A 15,026-nucleotide genomic window follows, 5' to 3' on the forward strand; every position below is an offset into this window, starting at 1 on the left:
GCGAGTGGTGCGGCATCCCGACTTGCCCGCGAAGGGGCCGGTGAAGTCACCGCAACAATCAATTCTCCTGCGCGCGGTAGGCTCCGGGTGTAAGCCCGGTCCATTTCTTGAACGCCCGATGAAACGCCGAAGGCTCGGAAAACCCCAGCTGCTCGGCAATCTGTTGCAACGACAGGTCCGCGCGCCCTAAGTGATAAATCGCAATGTCCCGGCGCAACTGATCCTTCAACTCCTGAAAACTCGAACCCTCTTCGCGCAAATGCCGGCGTAGCGTCTGCGGGCTGATGTGCAGGTGCGCGGCCACCGCTTCCAGGTCCGGCCAGCGCGCACTGTCGCGGCTGAGCAAGCGGCGCAACTGGCTGCTCAGGCTGTCGCCGTCATCCGGGCGCGACAACAGGTCGGCGGGGGAGTGTTCGAGGAAATGCTTGAGGGTCCGCTCGTCCTGCAGCAACGGCATGTTCAGGTAGCGACTGTGGAACAGCAGGCTGCTCTGCGCCGCGGAAAATTCCATCGGGCAGGGGAACAGCAACTCGTATTCGGCGCCGTGCTCGGGCCTCGGGTAGCTGAACGTCGCTTGTTCCAGGCGGATGCGCTGGCCGATCAGCCAACTGCCGAGGCGATGCCAGACCATCAACTGGCTCTCGGTGAGGAAATGGTCCGGGTCCTGAAACTGCGAATCGTCCAGGCTCAGGCGGATCATTTCGTTTTCGCGGGTCAGGGTCAGGCGCGGGCCGCCGGGGAACAGGCTATAAAACAACAAGCCGCGATGCAGTGCCTTATCGAGATTGCGACAGTGAATCAGCGCGTGGCACATCATCGCGAAACTGCCGGTTTTACTCGGGACCGGCCCGAAGCCCAGGTACTCGTCGTCGAGTGCCAGCCACAATCCCTGGATCAAACGGGTGAACTGCTCAGGCGCAATCCGCGCACGCGGTTCTTCCAGCAGCTCGGGGCTGATGCCGAGTTGTTGCAACAGGTTTGAACAGTCATGACCCAGCCGACGCGCGCCACCGAGGGCGGCACGGGCGAAATGGCTGGCGATGGTACGTTCGCGCATAGAAGGCAGGTCCGTCTATTGAACGACGGATGGTAGTCGTCGGGTCAGGCAATGGACAAGGCGGATATCCGCCAAATTGCAGGACGAGGTTTGGCGGATGGGCGGAAATCCGCCACTGTTTTATAGCGCACCCACGGCACGTTGAACCTGTAACCCCTGATGTCAAAAGGCTCGCAGCGGGTTTTGCAAAAGTGGCACGCCGCTTGCGATACAACGAGCAGATGCCTGCCGTCGTGCAGCTCGAAAAAACAAATCCCTCCAGTGCAGGAGGGTTCGCAATTCAGGTGTCGTGGGCAACAGATGGATGTTGTTAGCGCGCACTCTTGAGGAACTTTGCAATGACGACTCGTCAGCCACTGTACAAATCCCTGTATTTCCAGGTGATCGTTGCCATCGCCATCGGCATCCTGCTTGGTCACTTCTACCCGCAGACCGGTGTGGCCCTCAAGCCGCTGGGTGACGGGTTCATCAAACTGATCAAAATGGTCATCGCGCCAATCATCTTCTGTACGGTCGTCAGCGGTATCGCCGGCATGCAGAACATGAAATCGGTCGGCAAGACCGGCGGTTATGCGCTGCTGTACTTCGAAATCGTTTCCACTATTGCCTTGCTGATCGGTCTGGTCGTGGTCAACGTCGTGCAACCGGGCGCCGGCATGCACATCGACGTAACGACTCTGGACACCAGCAAAATTGCTGGCTTCATCTCGGCCGGTAAAGACCAGAGCATCGTCGCCTTTATCCTCAATGTGATCCCGAACACCATCGTCGGCGCTTTCGCCAACGGCGATATCCTGCAAGTTCTGATGTTCTCGGTGATCTTCGGTTTCGCCCTGCATCGCCTGGGTGCGTACGGCAAGCCGGTCCTGGACTTTATCGATCGCTTCGCTCACGTGATGTTCAACATCATCAACATGATCATGAAGCTCGCCCCAGTCGGTGCCTTCGGTGCCATGGCCTTCACCATTGGTGCTTACGGTGTTGGCTCGCTGGTACAGCTCGGTCAGCTGATGATCTGCTTCTACATCACCTGCATCCTGTTTGTGGTTCTGGTATTGGGCGCCATCTGCCGCGCGCATGGTTTCAGCGTACTCAAGCTGATCCGCTACATCCGTGAAGAACTGCTGATCGTACTGGGCACTTCCTCGTCGGAATCGGCTCTGCCACGCATGCTGATCAAAATGGAACGCCTGGGTGCGGATAAATCGGTAGTGGGTCTGGTGATCCCGACTGGTTACTCCTTCAACCTCGACGGTACTTCGATCTACCTGACCATGGCGGCTGTGTTTATCGCTCAGGCGACTGATACGCCGATGGACCTCACTCACCAGATCACCTTGCTGCTGGTGCTGCTGTTGTCCTCCAAAGGTGCGGCAGGTGTGACCGGTAGTGGTTTCATCGTGCTGGCAGCCACCCTGTCGGCCGTGGGTACTCTGCCAGTAGCCGGCCTGGCGCTGATCCTCGGTATCGACCGCTTCATGTCCGAAGCCCGTGCGCTGACCAACCTCGTTGGTAATGCCGTTGCGACCCTGGTCGTGGCCAAGTGGGTGAAAGAGCTGGACGAAGACAAGCTGCAAGTCGAGCTGGCTTCCGGCGGTCGCGGTATCTCCGATGAACGTGAAGTAGACGACCTGGGTGTGGCCGAAGGCCCAACCCCAAGCAACGTCAAGTAACACGCGTTGTCATGAAAAAACCCGCTTCGGCGGGTTTTTTCATGCCTGGAATTTGAGCGTAACGGTCACAGTTGCTGACACATCAGGTGATTGCTGCAACGCGATTGGCTGCCTAGGCTGGAGGCATCGAATACGGAGATCGCTCATGCCTGGCCCATTGGCATCACTCAAGGTTCTGGATTTCTCGACACTGTTGCCGGGGCCGTTCGCCTCGCTGTTATTGGCTGACATGGGCGCCGAGGTCTTGCGCATCGAATCGCCGACCCGCATGGACCTGTTGCGCGTGCTGCCGCCCCATGACCAAGGCGTGTCGGCCAGCCACGCGTACCTCAATCGCAACAAGCGCAGCCTGGCGCTGGACCTCAAGCAGCCCGAGGCGCTGGCGGTGATCAAGCAGCTGTTGCATGACTACGACATCGTCCTGGAGCAATTCCGCCCCGGTGTCATGGAACGATTGGGCCTGGGGTATGAAGCGTTGAAAGCCATCAACCCAAAGCTGATCTATGTGTCGATCACTGGATACGGGCAAACCGGCCCCTACAAGGATCGCGCCGGCCACGACATCAATTACCTGGCGTTGGCGGGGCTGGCGAGCTACACCGGCCGCACCGACAACGGCCCGCTGCCCTTGGGCGTGCAAGTGGCGGATGTCGCCGGCGGTTCGCTGCACGGCGTCATCGGCCTGCTGGCGGCGGTGATCGCCCGGCAACAAAGCGGGTTGGGCCAGCATCTGGATGTGAGCATGACCGACTGCGCGTTCAGCCTGAACGCCATGGCCGGGGCAGGGTACCTGGCCTGTGGCGAGGAGCCGGGCCGGGAAGACCAGATGCTTAACGGCGGCAGCTTTTACGACTATTACCGTTCGCGGGATGGCCGCTGGTTATCGGTGGGCAGCCTGGAGCCGCCGTTCATGAAGCAACTGTGCACGGCACTGGGGCTGGAGGAATTGGCGGCGTTGGGCCTGTCACCTCAGCCAGCCCAGCAAAAGAAGCTAAAGGACGCGCTGCAGACTGAATTCGAGAAACACGATTTTGCCGAATTGTGCGCACTGTTTGCCGAGCTCGATGCGTGTGTCGAGCCGGTGCTGACCTTGGGTGAGGCGATTCGGCATCCGCAGTTGCAGGCGCGGGAATTGGTGACCGATGTGCCGCGAGGGGATGGCACGAGCCAGGCGCAGATGGCGTGTCCGTTGAAGTTCTCGGATGGGTTGCCCGAGCCTCGGCATATCGGTGCGGCGCTGGGTGAGCATACGGATCAGGTATTGGGGGAGTTGGGGTTTGGTGTTGAGCGGATTGCCGAATTGCGGCGTGCCAAGGTGATTATGTAGGGTTTTCGATGGCCTCTTCGCGGGCAAGCCTCGCTCCTACAGGTGATTTCGATGCTTCTGTAGGAGCGAGGCTTGCCCGCGAAGGGGCCCACCAAAACACGACAAATCCGACTTACTCGACCCGCATCTCCCCACTGAACACCAACGTGCTCCGGCACCGCCGACACAAATACCGCCGCCCCTGCCGCACTAGGCTGTGGCGCTGCGCCGAAAACGGGAAATCACTGTCGGCGCACGGGCATTTGTAGATATAGCGCGTCACGCTGCGGCGCTTGACGTCGTAGGTGTGGCAGCGATTGGGCGGCAGTTCGTACACGCCACGCATGATCAGTTGCCACTCTTCGCCGTGGGGCTGGATGCGATCGCCAAACAGCTGATGAGCGATCAGATGGGCGACTTCATGGGCCACGGTCTGCTTGAGGAAGTCTTCAGTGTTTTCGCGGTACAGCTGCGGATTGAAGCGCAGCAGGTTCTCGTGCAGATGCGCGACACCGGCTTTTTGCCCGCGCAGCTTGAGGCTCACCACGGGGCGTTTGAAGGTTCGTTTGAAAAAGGATTCGGCTTGTTGGTAACAGTCTTCGACGCGGGTATTGAGTTGCTCGGGCATGCTTGATGGATCTCCAGAGACGTCGAGTATGCCGCAACGCTCGGGCCTTGCGAATCGCCAGGGCGCCGAATGGTCGTTACCCTCCACATTGAAAGGCCGCCTTGCGGCGGCCTGTATTGGCAGATCTTGATTTTGGGTGGAGAGCGTAACTAGTTCGTGTAGACCGGCCCCACGCCGAGTCCCCAGACAATGACAGTGAACGCCATGATCGCCACCAGTACCACTAAACCGACGGCGAGCACCGAACTTGAAAATAGAAATCCCTCGTCAGATGGAATGTTCATGAAAGTTGGAAGCCCCACATACAGCAGGTACACCGTGTAGCAGATGGCCGCCGTCCCGACGATCATCCCCAGCCACATGTGTGGGTACAGTGCCGCGAGGCCGCCTATGAACAGCGGGGTCGCGGTGTAGGTCGCAAACGCAACGCAACGTGCCAGACTCGGGTTGGCGTCATAGGTGCGGGCCATCCAGTGGATGAACGCGCCCATTACGGCAACGCCGCCGAGCATCGCCACGTACGACATGATCGTCATCCATAGCGCGCTTTCCTGCGTCAGCATCACCGGTGCCCGGCTGCCAATTACCCAGCCGACCTGCGTGGTGCCGATAAACGCCGACACGGCGGGGATCGCCGCCAGAATCAGCGTGTGGGTCAGGTACATGTGGCTGATGCTTTCCTCTTGGTCGCCACGGATTTCTTTCCATTCCTGGTCGGGGTGGGTGAAGAGCCCCACTACGTGATGGATCATGCCAGTCACTCCTCTTGTTTTTACCGTCGCCCCCCAGTGGAGCGCCTACAGGCCAAAGTGGCCAAGTAAGTAAAGGTCTGGATATGTGTGCGACCTTATGACGCAGTATAGAAAGGTCTTAACCCCGCAGGTTGTAGGGCGTTAGAGCAAATCGCGCTGTAAATCCCTCTGTTAATCGCCACTGGCACTGTCAACGTTATCCCTGTGGGAGCGAGACCGGCTTGCCGGCGATGGCGGTGTATCAGGCATGACTGTTTGGACTGACACACCGCCATCGCGAGCAGGCTCGCTCCTACAGGGGGATTACGGGTACTTCGCCGGAGGCGGGTTTTTGCGTAAAATGCCGGCCTTTCGTCACACCTCACGGATCTCGCGTCATGGGCACTCTCACGGTCAACCAGAACAAACTGCAAAAGCGCCTTCGCCGTCAGGCCGGTGAGGCTGTCGCCGATTTCAACATGATTGAAGACGGCGACAAGGTCATGGTCTGCCTGTCCGGCGGCAAGGACAGCTACACCATGCTCGACGTGCTGATGCATTTGCAGAAGGTCGCGCCGATCAAATTCGAGATCGTGGCCGTGAACATGGACCAGAAACAGCCGGGTTTCCCTGAGGACGTGCTGCCGGCGTACCTCAAAACCCTGGGCATCGAATACCACATCGTCGAGAAAGACACGTACTCGGTGGTCAAGGAGCTGATTCCGGAAGGCAAGACCACCTGCTCGCTGTGCTCGCGCCTGCGTCGTGGCACGCTCTACACCTTTGCCGACGAAATCGGCGCGACCAAAATGGCCCTCGGTCACCACCGCGACGACATCGTCGAAACGTTCTTCCTCAATATGTTCTTCAACGGCTCGCTCAAGGCCATGCCGCCGAAGCTGCGCGCCGACGACGGCCGCAACGTGGTGATCCGCCCGTTGGCCTACTGCAACGAAAAAGACATTCAGGCCTACTCGGACCTCAAGCAATTCCCGATCATCCCGTGCAACCTCTGCGGTTCCCAGGAAAACCTGCAACGTCAGGTGGTCAAGGAAATGCTGCAGGAATGGGAGCGCAAGACGCCGGGCCGCACCGAAAGCATTTTCCGCAGCTTGCAGAACGTGATCCCGTCGCAATTGGCGGACCGCAACCTGTTCGACTTCACCAACCTGCGGATCGACGAAACCGCCATGTCGCGGTTCGTTAACGTAGTAAACCTCTAAACACCATCACTGTGGGAGCCAGCCTGCTGGCGATAGCGGTAAGTCAGACGTTGACTGACCCACCGCTATCGCCAGCAGGCTGGCTCCCACATTGGTCTACTCACTGACTCCTCAGGAGAGGGCATGCGCGATTACAAGTGGCTGCACGAATACTGTCTGAACCGCTTCGGTTCCGCAGCCGAACTGGAAGCCCATCTGCCCGTTCCGAAGACTGCCGCGCAATTGCGCGATATCAGCGACGATCGCTACCTCTCGACCATGGCGCTGCGTGTGTTCCGCGCCGGGCTCAAGCACAGCCTGGTGGACGCCAAGTGGCCTGCCTTCGAAGAAGTGTTCTTCAAGTTCGACCCGGAAAAAGTCGTGCTGATGAGCGCCGAACACCTTGAACGACTGATGCAGGACGCGCGGATCATCCGCCACTTGGGCAAACTCAAGAGCGTGCCACGCAATGCGCAGTTCGTGCTGGACGTGGCCCATGAGAAAGGCAGCTTTGGCGAGTTGATCGCCGATTGGCCGGTGACCGATATCGTCGGCTTGTGGACCTACCTGAAAAAGCACGGTCATCAATTGGGTGGCTTGTCGGCACCGAGATTTTTGCGCATGGTCGGCAAGGACACCTTCGTGCCGAGTTATGACGTGGTGGCGGCGCTGAATGCGCAGAAAATCGTCGATAAAGTGCCAACCAGCCTGCGGGACCTGGCCACGGTGCAGGGCGTGTTCAACCAGTGGCATGAAGAAAGCGGCGGTCGGCCGATGAGCCAGATCTCGATGATGCTGGCGTACACCGCCAATCATTGATATCGAGTGATGCCCTTCGCGGGCAAGCCTCGCTCCTACAGGTTTCTCAGATTCCTGTAGGAGCGAGGCTTGCCCGCGAAGGGGCCCGATCAGGCGACGGAAATCTCGCCCTCGCCAGCCAACTTGCGATTCAACTGAAACCGCCACCGCACATACAACAGCGCCGAGCAGAACACCGCCAGGCTCGCGCCCATTTCCAGCAAACCGAACAGCTGCCGATTCGGGTCATACGCCGCCAGTGCGCCCTTGATGAAATACAGGTTCACCACAAAACACATCCACGAATGCCCGCGCGCGCTGCCGACGATCATCCCCGGCGCCAGCAACAGCAACGGCACCAGTTCGATCAGCAGAATCACCCACGGCCGCGCGCCATGCAGGTCGGCGACCATCAGGTAATAAGCGCAGAGCAATCCCACCAGGCCGAAGTAGCACAGCAGACTGATGACGCGCATCGCCCGAACCCGTGGTTCGAGCCATTCAATGGAAGGCAGGATCTTCGGCTTTTTCGCCATCTCAGCTCACCAACTTTTGTGCGGTCTTCGCCAGGCGCAGACCCAAGGCCCGGCACAGCGCCACTTCATGTTCATTCAAGCCGCTTTTGCCATCGGCGCCGGCGTGATGACTGGCGCCATAAGGCGTGCCGCCGCCACGGGTTTCCAGCAACGCGGACTCGCTGTACGGCAGGCCGGTGATCAGCATGCCGTGGTGCAGCAGCGGCAACATCATCGACAGCAGCGTGGTTTCCTGACCGCCGTGCAGGCTCGCGGTGGAGGTGAACACCCCGGCCGGTTTGCCGACAAGGGCGCCGGTCAGCCACAAGTTGCTGGTGCCGTCGAGGAAGTATTTGAGCGGTGCGGCCATGTTGCCGAAACGCGTCGGGCTGCCGAGGGCCAGGCCTGCGCAGTTCTTCAGGTCGTCGAGGCTGGCGTACAGCGCGCCTTCGTCCGGAATGTCCGGCGACACCGCTTCGCACTCGGTGGAAATCGCCGGCACGGTGCGCAGGCGCGCTTCCATCCCGGACTGCTCGACACCGCGGGCGATCTGCCGCGCCATTTCATTGGTCGAGCCGCTACGGCTGTAATACAGAACCAGAATGTACGGCGCGCTCACGGCAGCAACTCCAGCACGTTCTCCGGCGGACGGCCGATGACGGCTTTGTCGCCGACTTCGAGAATCGGTCGCTCCATCAGTTTCGGGTGCGCAGCGATGGCGGCAATTAATTGCGCCTCGCTCAGGCTCGCGTCGGCGAGGTTGAGGGTCTTGTACTCGTCCTCACCGGTGCGCAGCAATTGCCGGGCGCCGAGGCCGAGCTTTTTCAGCAGGCTCTGCAATTGCGCGGCGTCCAGCGGGGTCTCGAGGTAGCGCACCACGGTCGGCGTCAGGCCACGGGCTTCGAGCAGTTCGAGCGCACCGCGGGATTTCGAGCAGCGCGGGTTGTGATAAAGCGTCAGATCGGTCATGTGCGGGTCGCATCTTGCGTAAGGTGACGGCTATTCTAACTGTGCAGCGCGTAATCCAGAACCTTGGGAGGCGATGGGTCGCAGGCGCATTCAATTTTGAACAAGGATCACGACATGACAAGGCGATTGGCAGCGGCATTGGCGATCATCGGTGCGCTGATGTTGGGGGGCTGCGGCAATGACTATGGCATCGATCAGAACGGCCAAAAAGTCGCCGCCGAACGTCTGGACAAACAATGGCTGGTGCTTAATTACTGGGCCGAATGGTGCGGCCCGTGCCGAACCGAGATCCCGGAATTGAACGGGCTGGCCGAGCAGTTGAAGGACAAGAAGATCGGTGTGTTCGGGGTCAACTTCGACAATGTGCAGGGCGAAGAGCTGAAAAGCGCCAGCGAGAAACTGGGGATCAGGTTCACCGTATTGGCTTTTGATCCGGCGGAGCTGTTTGAACTGCCGCGCAGCGAGGCGTTGCCGGTGACGTACATCATCGATAACAAGGGCAAGGTGCGGGAACAGCTGATGGGCGAGCAGACAGCGGCGGGGCTGATGGCGAAGCTTGAGGCGTTAAAAGCAACGAACTGATTCACACGGACCTGTAGGAGCCGGCTTGCTGCGGGCGGCGTTCCGACGATGACGGTGAATCAGTCAGCATTTATGTCGCCTGACACACCGCTATCGCCAGCAAGCCGGCTCCTACAGGGGAAATCGTATCAGGCGACATCAATGGTGATTGGCCCGCCGTTGTCGCCGGCAAGGCTTAGCCTTCTTCAAGCCACCAACGCAGCGGCTTGCCTTCGGCCGGCCAGAAGCGCATCTGGTCGATCGGCGAAACATCCCAGCGCTGCACGTTTTCCAGGGCCTGGAGGAAGCGCTTTTCCTGTTCCATCAACGCCGGCGCGCACAGTTTGCGCGTGCTGCCGACCTTGCCGAAACTCAGCTTGTCGTCTTCGAGCGTATACGGTGCGAACCAGTGGTTGCAGCCGCCGTTGCCATAGGCCCGGCCATCTTCGCCGAGGGTGACGGTCAGGTGGCTGTAATCCATCAGCGGGCGTTCGCCGATCCATTCCAGAATGTAGCTGCGGTTCTGCTGCAATTTTACCGGCTCGGCGGCACAGCCCAGCAGGCTGGCGCCGACCATTGCGGTCAGAGCAAGGCGTTTCATCACGCAGGCTCCTGGCATTTCGGGCACAGGTGCTTCTCACCGACGGCGGTCCAGCCCAACTCGGCGATCCGCGCGGTGGCGGCAGGCTTTTCAGCCTTGTTACCCAGTTTGGCGTCGACCGCGAACTCGAAGCTCAGCTCTTTGGCGCAGCTGTCGCAGTTGACTTTCCAGGTGTGGATCGCCAGTTCACCGAACACCGGACCACTGGCCACCGCGACCCATTGACCGGGCGGGTTGATCAAATGGCGAACCGTTTCGACGGTCAGGCGCATGGACAAGTCCTTGGCGCCTTTGAGGGTCACGACCAGCACGTCATTGTTGCGAATCGAGCCGCCGTTGCCGGTGACTTGATAACGCCCCGGCACGAGGGCGCGGCATTCGGTGAGGGTGTGTTGCGGGTTCATCAGGTTATAGCGGAAATCGTGTTCGACCATGGGTCCTCCAAATATGCGCGGTATGCTAGCACGGGCCTGCACGCAGCATTGCGCAAGCAGATGACCTTCGATCAGGTTCAAATGACCTGCCGACTCATGGCAAACTGCCGCTTTTGCATTTCTAAGGAACGGACATGGCGTTAATCGAATGTTTTGAGTGCAAGCAACGCATCAGTTCAACGGCGCCTGCTTGTGTTCATTGCGGTGCGCCGACACGAGAGGCGCAAGCGGCAACGTCGAAGGCGCCACTGTCTTTCGGACGTTTACCGCAAGACGAGAGCGTGGCCAAGGTTTCGCCGGCCGCGTTCGGGCGTAAACGCAAAGCCGGCGTCGAGGCTGCGGTTCCTGCTCCGACGCTCAACGGTTCGCGTCCGGTGGAGCTGTGGCTGAAACTGATGATTTTCTTTCTGCCACCGTTTTTTGTCTGGTTCCTGCTGCGTCCCGGGCATTCAACAGGCCAACGCTTGCTCGGTTTTGGCTGGCTGGCCTTGATGATCCTGTTGTCCAAGATCTGATCCGCTCAGCCCTCGACCTGATTTTGCGGCGTGCCTGCCGCCCAGGCTGCAATGTTCTGCAACGTCGTCGCGGCAATTGCACCCAGGGCTTCACGGGTCAGGAAGGCCTGATGCGCGGTGACGATCACGTTCGGGAAGGTCAGCAGGCGCGCCAGCACATCGTCCTGCAGCGGCAGGTCGGAACGGTCCTCGAAGAACAGCTGCGCCTCTTCTTCATACACATCCAGCCCCAGATAACCGAGTTGGCCGTCTTTCAGCGCGTCGATCAGCGCCGGTGTGTCCACCAGACCGCCGCGACCGGTATTGATCAACATGGCGCCTGCTTGCATGTGCGCCAGTGACTCGCGGTTGATCAGGTGTTTGCTCTGCTCGTTGAGCGGGCAGTGCAGGCTGATGATCTGCGACTCGGCCAACAGCTCGGGCAAATTCAAATAACGTGCGCCGAGGGCTTCGACCTGTGGATTGGGGTAAGGATCATAGGCCAGTAGCCGGCAGCCGAAACCGTTCATGATTTTCGCGAAGGTCGCGCCGATTTGCCCGGTGCCGACCACGCCGACCGTTTTGCCCACCAGGTCGAACCCCGTCAGCCCGTGGAGGCTGAAATCCCCTTCGCGGGTGCGGTTGTAGGCACGGTGCAAACGACGGTTGAGCGCCAGGATCAGCGCCACCGCGTGTTCGGCCACCGCGTGGGGCGAGTAGGCCGGAACCCGCACAATCGACAACCCCAGGCGCTTCGCCACCGCCAGGTCGACATGGTTGTAGCCGGCCGAACGCAGGGCAATCAGGCGTGTGCCGCCCGCCGCAAGGCGTTCGAGCACTGGGGCGCTGAGGTCGTCATTGATAAAGGCGCAGACCACTTCGTGATGTTCCGCCAGCGCTGCCGTGTCGAGGCTGAGTCGCGCCGATTGAAAGTGCAGCTCGATGCCGGCAGGGAGGTCGGCGCCGAGAAAACTGTCGCGGTCGTAGGTCTGGCTGCTGAAAAGAATCGTACGCATGGCGTCCTCCTGGAAAAAACACGCTGTATGCCTGTTGCCGAAAACTTCAGGCCTGCCGGATACCCTGTAGGAGCATGGCTTGCCAGCGAAGGCGCCCTCCAGAATGAAGAAGGGTTTGAGGGCCCCTTCGCTGGCAAGCCATGCTCCTACAAGGGATTGCGGTGAGCTTACGCCCGTGGCAATCAAACGGATTGCGTTGCATCAAGCATTGATACGGGCATGCGCCGCGAGGCGATTGATGGCCCGGTCGAGGTCTTCCAATGCGCCCGGAGCCTTCGGGTCCTGTTGCTTGAGCAGGGTTTCGCTGCGCTGGCAGGCAGCGCGCAGCTGCGGCACGCCGCAATAACGGGTGGCGCCGTGCAGGCGGTGCACGCGTTCGATCAACGCGTTGTGATCGTTGGTTTCCCGGGCGAAGCGGATGGCTTCGCGGTCGGCTTCCAGCGATGCCAGCAACATCGCCAGCATGTCCGCCGCCAGATCCGCCTTGCCCGCCGCCAGCCGCAACCCTTCTTCGTGATCCAGCACTTGCAGCTCGTGGCTGCCGCCGTGACTGTCACTGGAACGCTCGGGCCCCTGATTGCGCAATGCCAGGCCGGTCCACTTCAACACCACCTGAGCCAATTGCCGCTCGCTGATCGGTTTGGTCAGGTAATCATCCATGCCACTTTGCAGCAGCGCGCGTTTTTCGTTGGCCATCGCGTGAGCGGTGAGGGCCACGATCGGCAGCGGCGTGCAATGCCGTTCGCTTTCCCACTGGCGAATGGTTTCGGTGCTCTGACGCCCGTCCATGCCGGGCATCTGCACGTCCATCAACACCAGGTCGAAGGTCTCGGTCTGCACCGCTTTGACGGCGGCATAGCCGCTTTCCACTGCAAGCACCTTGGCGCCAAGGTCTTCGAGCAGGGTTTGCACCAGCAACAGATTGGCCGGGTTGTCGTCGACGCAGAGCACCTTCGGCGCGCGGCTGGACACCGGCTCACCGGGATCGCTACGTTGCTGGCGCGGATTGACCAGATCGGACAAGGCCCGGCGCAACTTGCGCGTGCAGGCCGGTTTGGCCTGGAGCTGGCTGTGCGGGTTCGGCACCGAGAGGTGGAACAGCGTCTGTTCGGTGGTCGGGCACAGCACCAGCACTTTGCAGCCGAGGTGCTCGAGGTCCCAGATATGCTGGTTGAGGCGCTCCGGCGGCATGTCATTGCTGGTGATGCCAAGCACGGCGAGGTCGATCGCCAGATCGGTCTGGTGTGCGCCGGTCACGCCATTGGTCAGGCTTTCCAGGGTATTGAACGGGGTGACTTCCAGGCCACAGTCTTCCAGTTGATGCTGCAACGCCTGACGGGCCAGTTCGTGGTTCTCCAGCACGGCGACGCGGCGTCCGAGCAACGGCGGAGCGGGCAGGTCTTCGGCGTCGTCGCGGGTTTTCGGCAGGCTCAGGCTGATCCAGAATTCCGAGCCTTCGCCCGGCGTGCTGTCGACGCCGATCTCGCCGCCCATCTGTTCGATCAGGCGCTTGGAAATCACCAGCCCCAGGCCGGTGCCGCCGGGTTGCCGGGACAGCGAGTTGTCGGCCTGGCTGAAGGCCTGGAACAGGGCGCGTACGTCCTCGTTCGACAGGCCGATGCCGGTGTCCTGAATGCTGATGCGCAGTTGCACGCTGTCTTCATGCTCGTCTTCGAGCATGGCGCGGGCAACGATGGTGCCTTCGCGGGTGAACTTGATCGCGTTGCTTACGAGGTTGGTGAGGATCTGCTTCAGGCGCAGCGGATCGCCGACCAGCGACAGCGGCGTGTCGCGATAGACCAGGCTCACCAGTTCCAGTTGTTTGGCGTGGGCGGCCGGGGCGAGGATGGTCAGGGTGTCCTGGAGCAAATCGCGCAGGTTGAACGGAATGTGGTCAAGCACCAGTTTGCCGGCCTCGATTTTCGAGAAGTCGAGGATCTCGTTGATGATCCCCAGCAGGCTGTCGGCGGATTTTTCGATGGTGCCCAGGTAGTCGAGCTGACGTGGGGTCAGTTCGCTTTTTTGCAGTAAGTGGGTGAAACCGAGAATGCCATTGAGCGGCGTGCGGATTTCATGGCTCATGTTGGCGAGGAATTCGGATTTGATCCGGCTCGCTTCCAGGGCCTCCTTGCGCGCCAGGTCCAGCTCGATGTTCTGGATTTCGATGGTTTCCAGGTTCTGGCGCACGTCTTCGGTGGCCTGATCGATGCTGTGCTGCAATTCTTCCTGGGCGTTCTGCAGGGTGCCGGCCATGCGGTTGATGCCGGACGCCAGTTCATCGAGCTCCTGACTGCCGAGCGGCGGCAGGCGGGTTTCCAGGTGACCGTCCTTGAGCTGCGCCACCGCTTGCTTGATCTGGCTCAGCGGCCGATTGATCGTACGGCCCATGCGCAATGCCAGCAGCGCCGCACCGGCGAGGCCCGCGCCGATCAACAGCAGGCTGGCGAACAGGCTGCGATAACCGCGCAGCAACATGCCGTTGTGGGACAGTTCGAGTTCGACCCAACCCAGCAAGCGGTCAGATTCCTCGGGTATCAGGTCACCGGCCAGGTTGCGGTGCTTGCCGAACACCGGCAGCAGGTAACGCGTCGCATCGTTGCCGCTGCGGCGCAGCATTTGCGAGCCATTGCCCAGCGGCGCCGGATTGAGCATGGTCGGGCCAGCATGCGCCAGCGACGAGCGGTCCGGGGCGAGGAGCGTCACCGCGCGCACATCGGGCGTTTCCAGCGCTTGGGTGGCGATGCGTTCCAGCAGTTCGGTGTCCTTGTGGCTCATGGCCGGCGCGACAAGGGGCGCGAGCTGTTCGGCGATCATTTCGCCACGCTGCATGAGTTGGGTTTGCAGGTCGGATTGCTGCATCCAGGTGAAATAGCCGCCCAGCACCAAGGCCATCAGGCTGGTTGGCAGCAAGGTCAGCAACAGCACGCGGCCTTTTATTCCCAGTTTCTTGAGCACGCCTCTCTCCTGCATCCAGCCATTTAAGAACCTGCGCGTACATCCGGTACACGCCACTTGCGCAGTGTAGCGATTTGCTTGCGGGC

General features: G+C 60.6%; 16 protein-coding genes. 6 read left to right on the forward strand and 10 right to left on the reverse strand.

The window, feature by feature from the left end:
• Nucleotides 1–58 precede the first annotated feature (58 nt).
• Entirely contained in the window at nucleotides 59–1,057 is a 999-nt protein-coding gene (locus tag ACM6IO_RS27570) for an AraC family transcriptional regulator (protein ID WP_414912598.1), read from the reverse strand.
• Between the two features lie 338 nt (nucleotides 1,058–1,395).
• Here ACM6IO_RS27570 and ACM6IO_RS27575 point away from each other — a divergent pair, with 338 nt between their 5' ends.
• Complete coding sequence (locus tag ACM6IO_RS27575) at nucleotides 1,396–2,730, forward strand: dicarboxylate/amino acid:cation symporter (RefSeq protein WP_008029353.1); 1,335 nt, start codon at nucleotides 1,396–1,398, stop codon at nucleotides 2,728–2,730.
• A gap of 145 nt (nucleotides 2,731–2,875) precedes the next feature.
• A complete protein-coding gene (locus tag ACM6IO_RS27580; RefSeq protein ID WP_414912599.1) occupies nucleotides 2,876–4,057 on the forward strand; it encodes a CaiB/BaiF CoA transferase family protein in 1,182 nt (393 codons plus the stop codon).
• Nucleotides 4,058–4,169: 112 nt separating this feature from the next.
• Here ACM6IO_RS27580 and ACM6IO_RS27585 read toward each other — a convergent pair whose 3' ends face one another.
• Nucleotides 4,170–4,664 carry a SprT family zinc-dependent metalloprotease gene (locus tag ACM6IO_RS27585; protein ID WP_008029350.1) on the reverse strand — a complete coding sequence of 165 codons (495 nt, stop codon included), beginning with the start codon at nucleotides 4,662–4,664 and terminating at the stop codon, nucleotides 4,170–4,172.
• Between the two features lie 149 nt (nucleotides 4,665–4,813).
• Nucleotides 4,814–5,416 (reverse strand): Yip1 family protein, encoded by a 603-nt coding sequence (locus ACM6IO_RS27590; protein ID WP_008029348.1) that lies wholly within the window; start codon nucleotides 5,414–5,416, stop codon nucleotides 4,814–4,816.
• 377 nt (nucleotides 5,417–5,793) lie between these two features.
• Here ACM6IO_RS27590 and ttcA point away from each other — a divergent pair, with 377 nt between their 5' ends.
• Together ttcA and ACM6IO_RS27600 are read left to right on the forward strand one after the other, a co-directional pair.
• Nucleotides 5,794–6,618, forward strand: coding sequence for a tRNA 2-thiocytidine(32) synthetase TtcA (ttcA, locus tag ACM6IO_RS27595; RefSeq protein WP_008029346.1), 825 nt, complete (start codon nucleotides 5,794–5,796; stop codon nucleotides 6,616–6,618).
• A gap of 123 nt (nucleotides 6,619–6,741) precedes the next feature.
• Nucleotides 6,742–7,416: a DNA-3-methyladenine glycosylase I gene (locus tag ACM6IO_RS27600; protein ID WP_008029344.1), complete on the forward strand. Its 675-nt coding sequence runs from the start codon at nucleotides 6,742–6,744 to the stop codon at nucleotides 7,414–7,416.
• An 89-nt stretch (nucleotides 7,417–7,505) separates the two neighbouring features.
• Here ACM6IO_RS27600 and ACM6IO_RS27605 read toward each other — a convergent pair whose 3' ends face one another.
• The 3 genes from ACM6IO_RS27605 to arsC are packed head-to-tail and all read right to left on the reverse strand — an operon-like array spanning nucleotide 7,506 to nucleotide 8,879.
• Nucleotides 7,506–7,931 carry a DUF2069 domain-containing protein gene (locus tag ACM6IO_RS27605; RefSeq protein WP_414912600.1) on the reverse strand — a complete coding sequence of 142 codons (426 nt, stop codon included), beginning with the start codon at nucleotides 7,929–7,931 and terminating at the stop codon, nucleotides 7,506–7,508.
• A 1-nt stretch (nucleotide 7,932) separates the two neighbouring features.
• On the reverse strand, nucleotides 7,933–8,529 hold the full coding sequence (gene wrbA, locus ACM6IO_RS27610; protein ID WP_008011647.1) for an NAD(P)H:quinone oxidoreductase: 597 nt from the start codon (nucleotides 8,527–8,529) through the stop codon (nucleotides 7,933–7,935).
• Nucleotides 8,526–8,879 carry an arsenate reductase (glutaredoxin) gene (gene arsC / locus ACM6IO_RS27615; protein ID WP_008029340.1) on the reverse strand — a complete coding sequence of 118 codons (354 nt, stop codon included), beginning with the start codon at nucleotides 8,877–8,879 and terminating at the stop codon, nucleotides 8,526–8,528. Before arsC ends, wrbA begins: the two co-directional genes overlap by 4 nt.
• 114 nt (nucleotides 8,880–8,993) lie before the next feature.
• On the opposite strand from arsC, the gene ACM6IO_RS27620 reads away from it, so the two are divergent.
• A complete protein-coding gene (locus tag ACM6IO_RS27620) occupies nucleotides 8,994–9,461 on the forward strand; it encodes a TlpA disulfide reductase family protein (protein WP_414912601.1) in 468 nt (155 codons plus the stop codon).
• Nucleotides 9,462–9,636: 175 nt separating this feature from the next.
• Here ACM6IO_RS27620 and ACM6IO_RS27625 read toward each other — a convergent pair whose 3' ends face one another.
• Nucleotides 9,637–10,041 carry an META domain-containing protein gene (locus ACM6IO_RS27625; protein WP_192227941.1) on the reverse strand — a complete coding sequence of 135 codons (405 nt, stop codon included), beginning with the start codon at nucleotides 10,039–10,041 and terminating at the stop codon, nucleotides 9,637–9,639.
• The gene (locus ACM6IO_RS27630) at nucleotides 10,041–10,475 is read right to left on the reverse strand and encodes a hypothetical protein (protein WP_008029332.1); all 435 of its coding nucleotides are present in this window, start codon (nucleotides 10,473–10,475) and stop codon (nucleotides 10,041–10,043) included. The genes ACM6IO_RS27625 and ACM6IO_RS27630 overlap by 1 nt, the downstream gene beginning before the upstream one ends.
• A 134-nt stretch (nucleotides 10,476–10,609) precedes the next feature.
• On the opposite strand from ACM6IO_RS27630, the gene ACM6IO_RS27635 reads away from it, so the two are divergent.
• Nucleotides 10,610–10,990, forward strand: coding sequence for a hypothetical protein (locus ACM6IO_RS27635; protein WP_192227940.1), 381 nt, complete (start codon nucleotides 10,610–10,612; stop codon nucleotides 10,988–10,990).
• A 5-nt stretch (nucleotides 10,991–10,995) separates the two neighbouring features.
• Here ACM6IO_RS27635 and ACM6IO_RS27640 read toward each other — a convergent pair whose 3' ends face one another.
• Both ACM6IO_RS27640 and ACM6IO_RS27645 read right to left on the reverse strand, forming a co-directional pair.
• Nucleotides 10,996–11,985: a 2-hydroxyacid dehydrogenase gene (locus ACM6IO_RS27640; RefSeq protein WP_192227939.1), complete on the reverse strand. Its 990-nt coding sequence runs from the start codon at nucleotides 11,983–11,985 to the stop codon at nucleotides 10,996–10,998.
• A gap of 201 nt (nucleotides 11,986–12,186) precedes the next feature.
• On the reverse strand, nucleotides 12,187–14,940 hold the full coding sequence (locus ACM6IO_RS27645; protein WP_008029326.1) for a response regulator: 2,754 nt from the start codon (nucleotides 14,938–14,940) through the stop codon (nucleotides 12,187–12,189).
• Nucleotides 14,941–15,026: the final 86 nt, after the last annotated feature.

Origin of the sequence: Pseudomonas sp. IT-P44, assembly GCF_949768225.1 — a bacterium.
Classification (GTDB): Bacteria; Pseudomonadota; Gammaproteobacteria; order Pseudomonadales; family Pseudomonadaceae; genus Aquipseudomonas; species Aquipseudomonas migulae.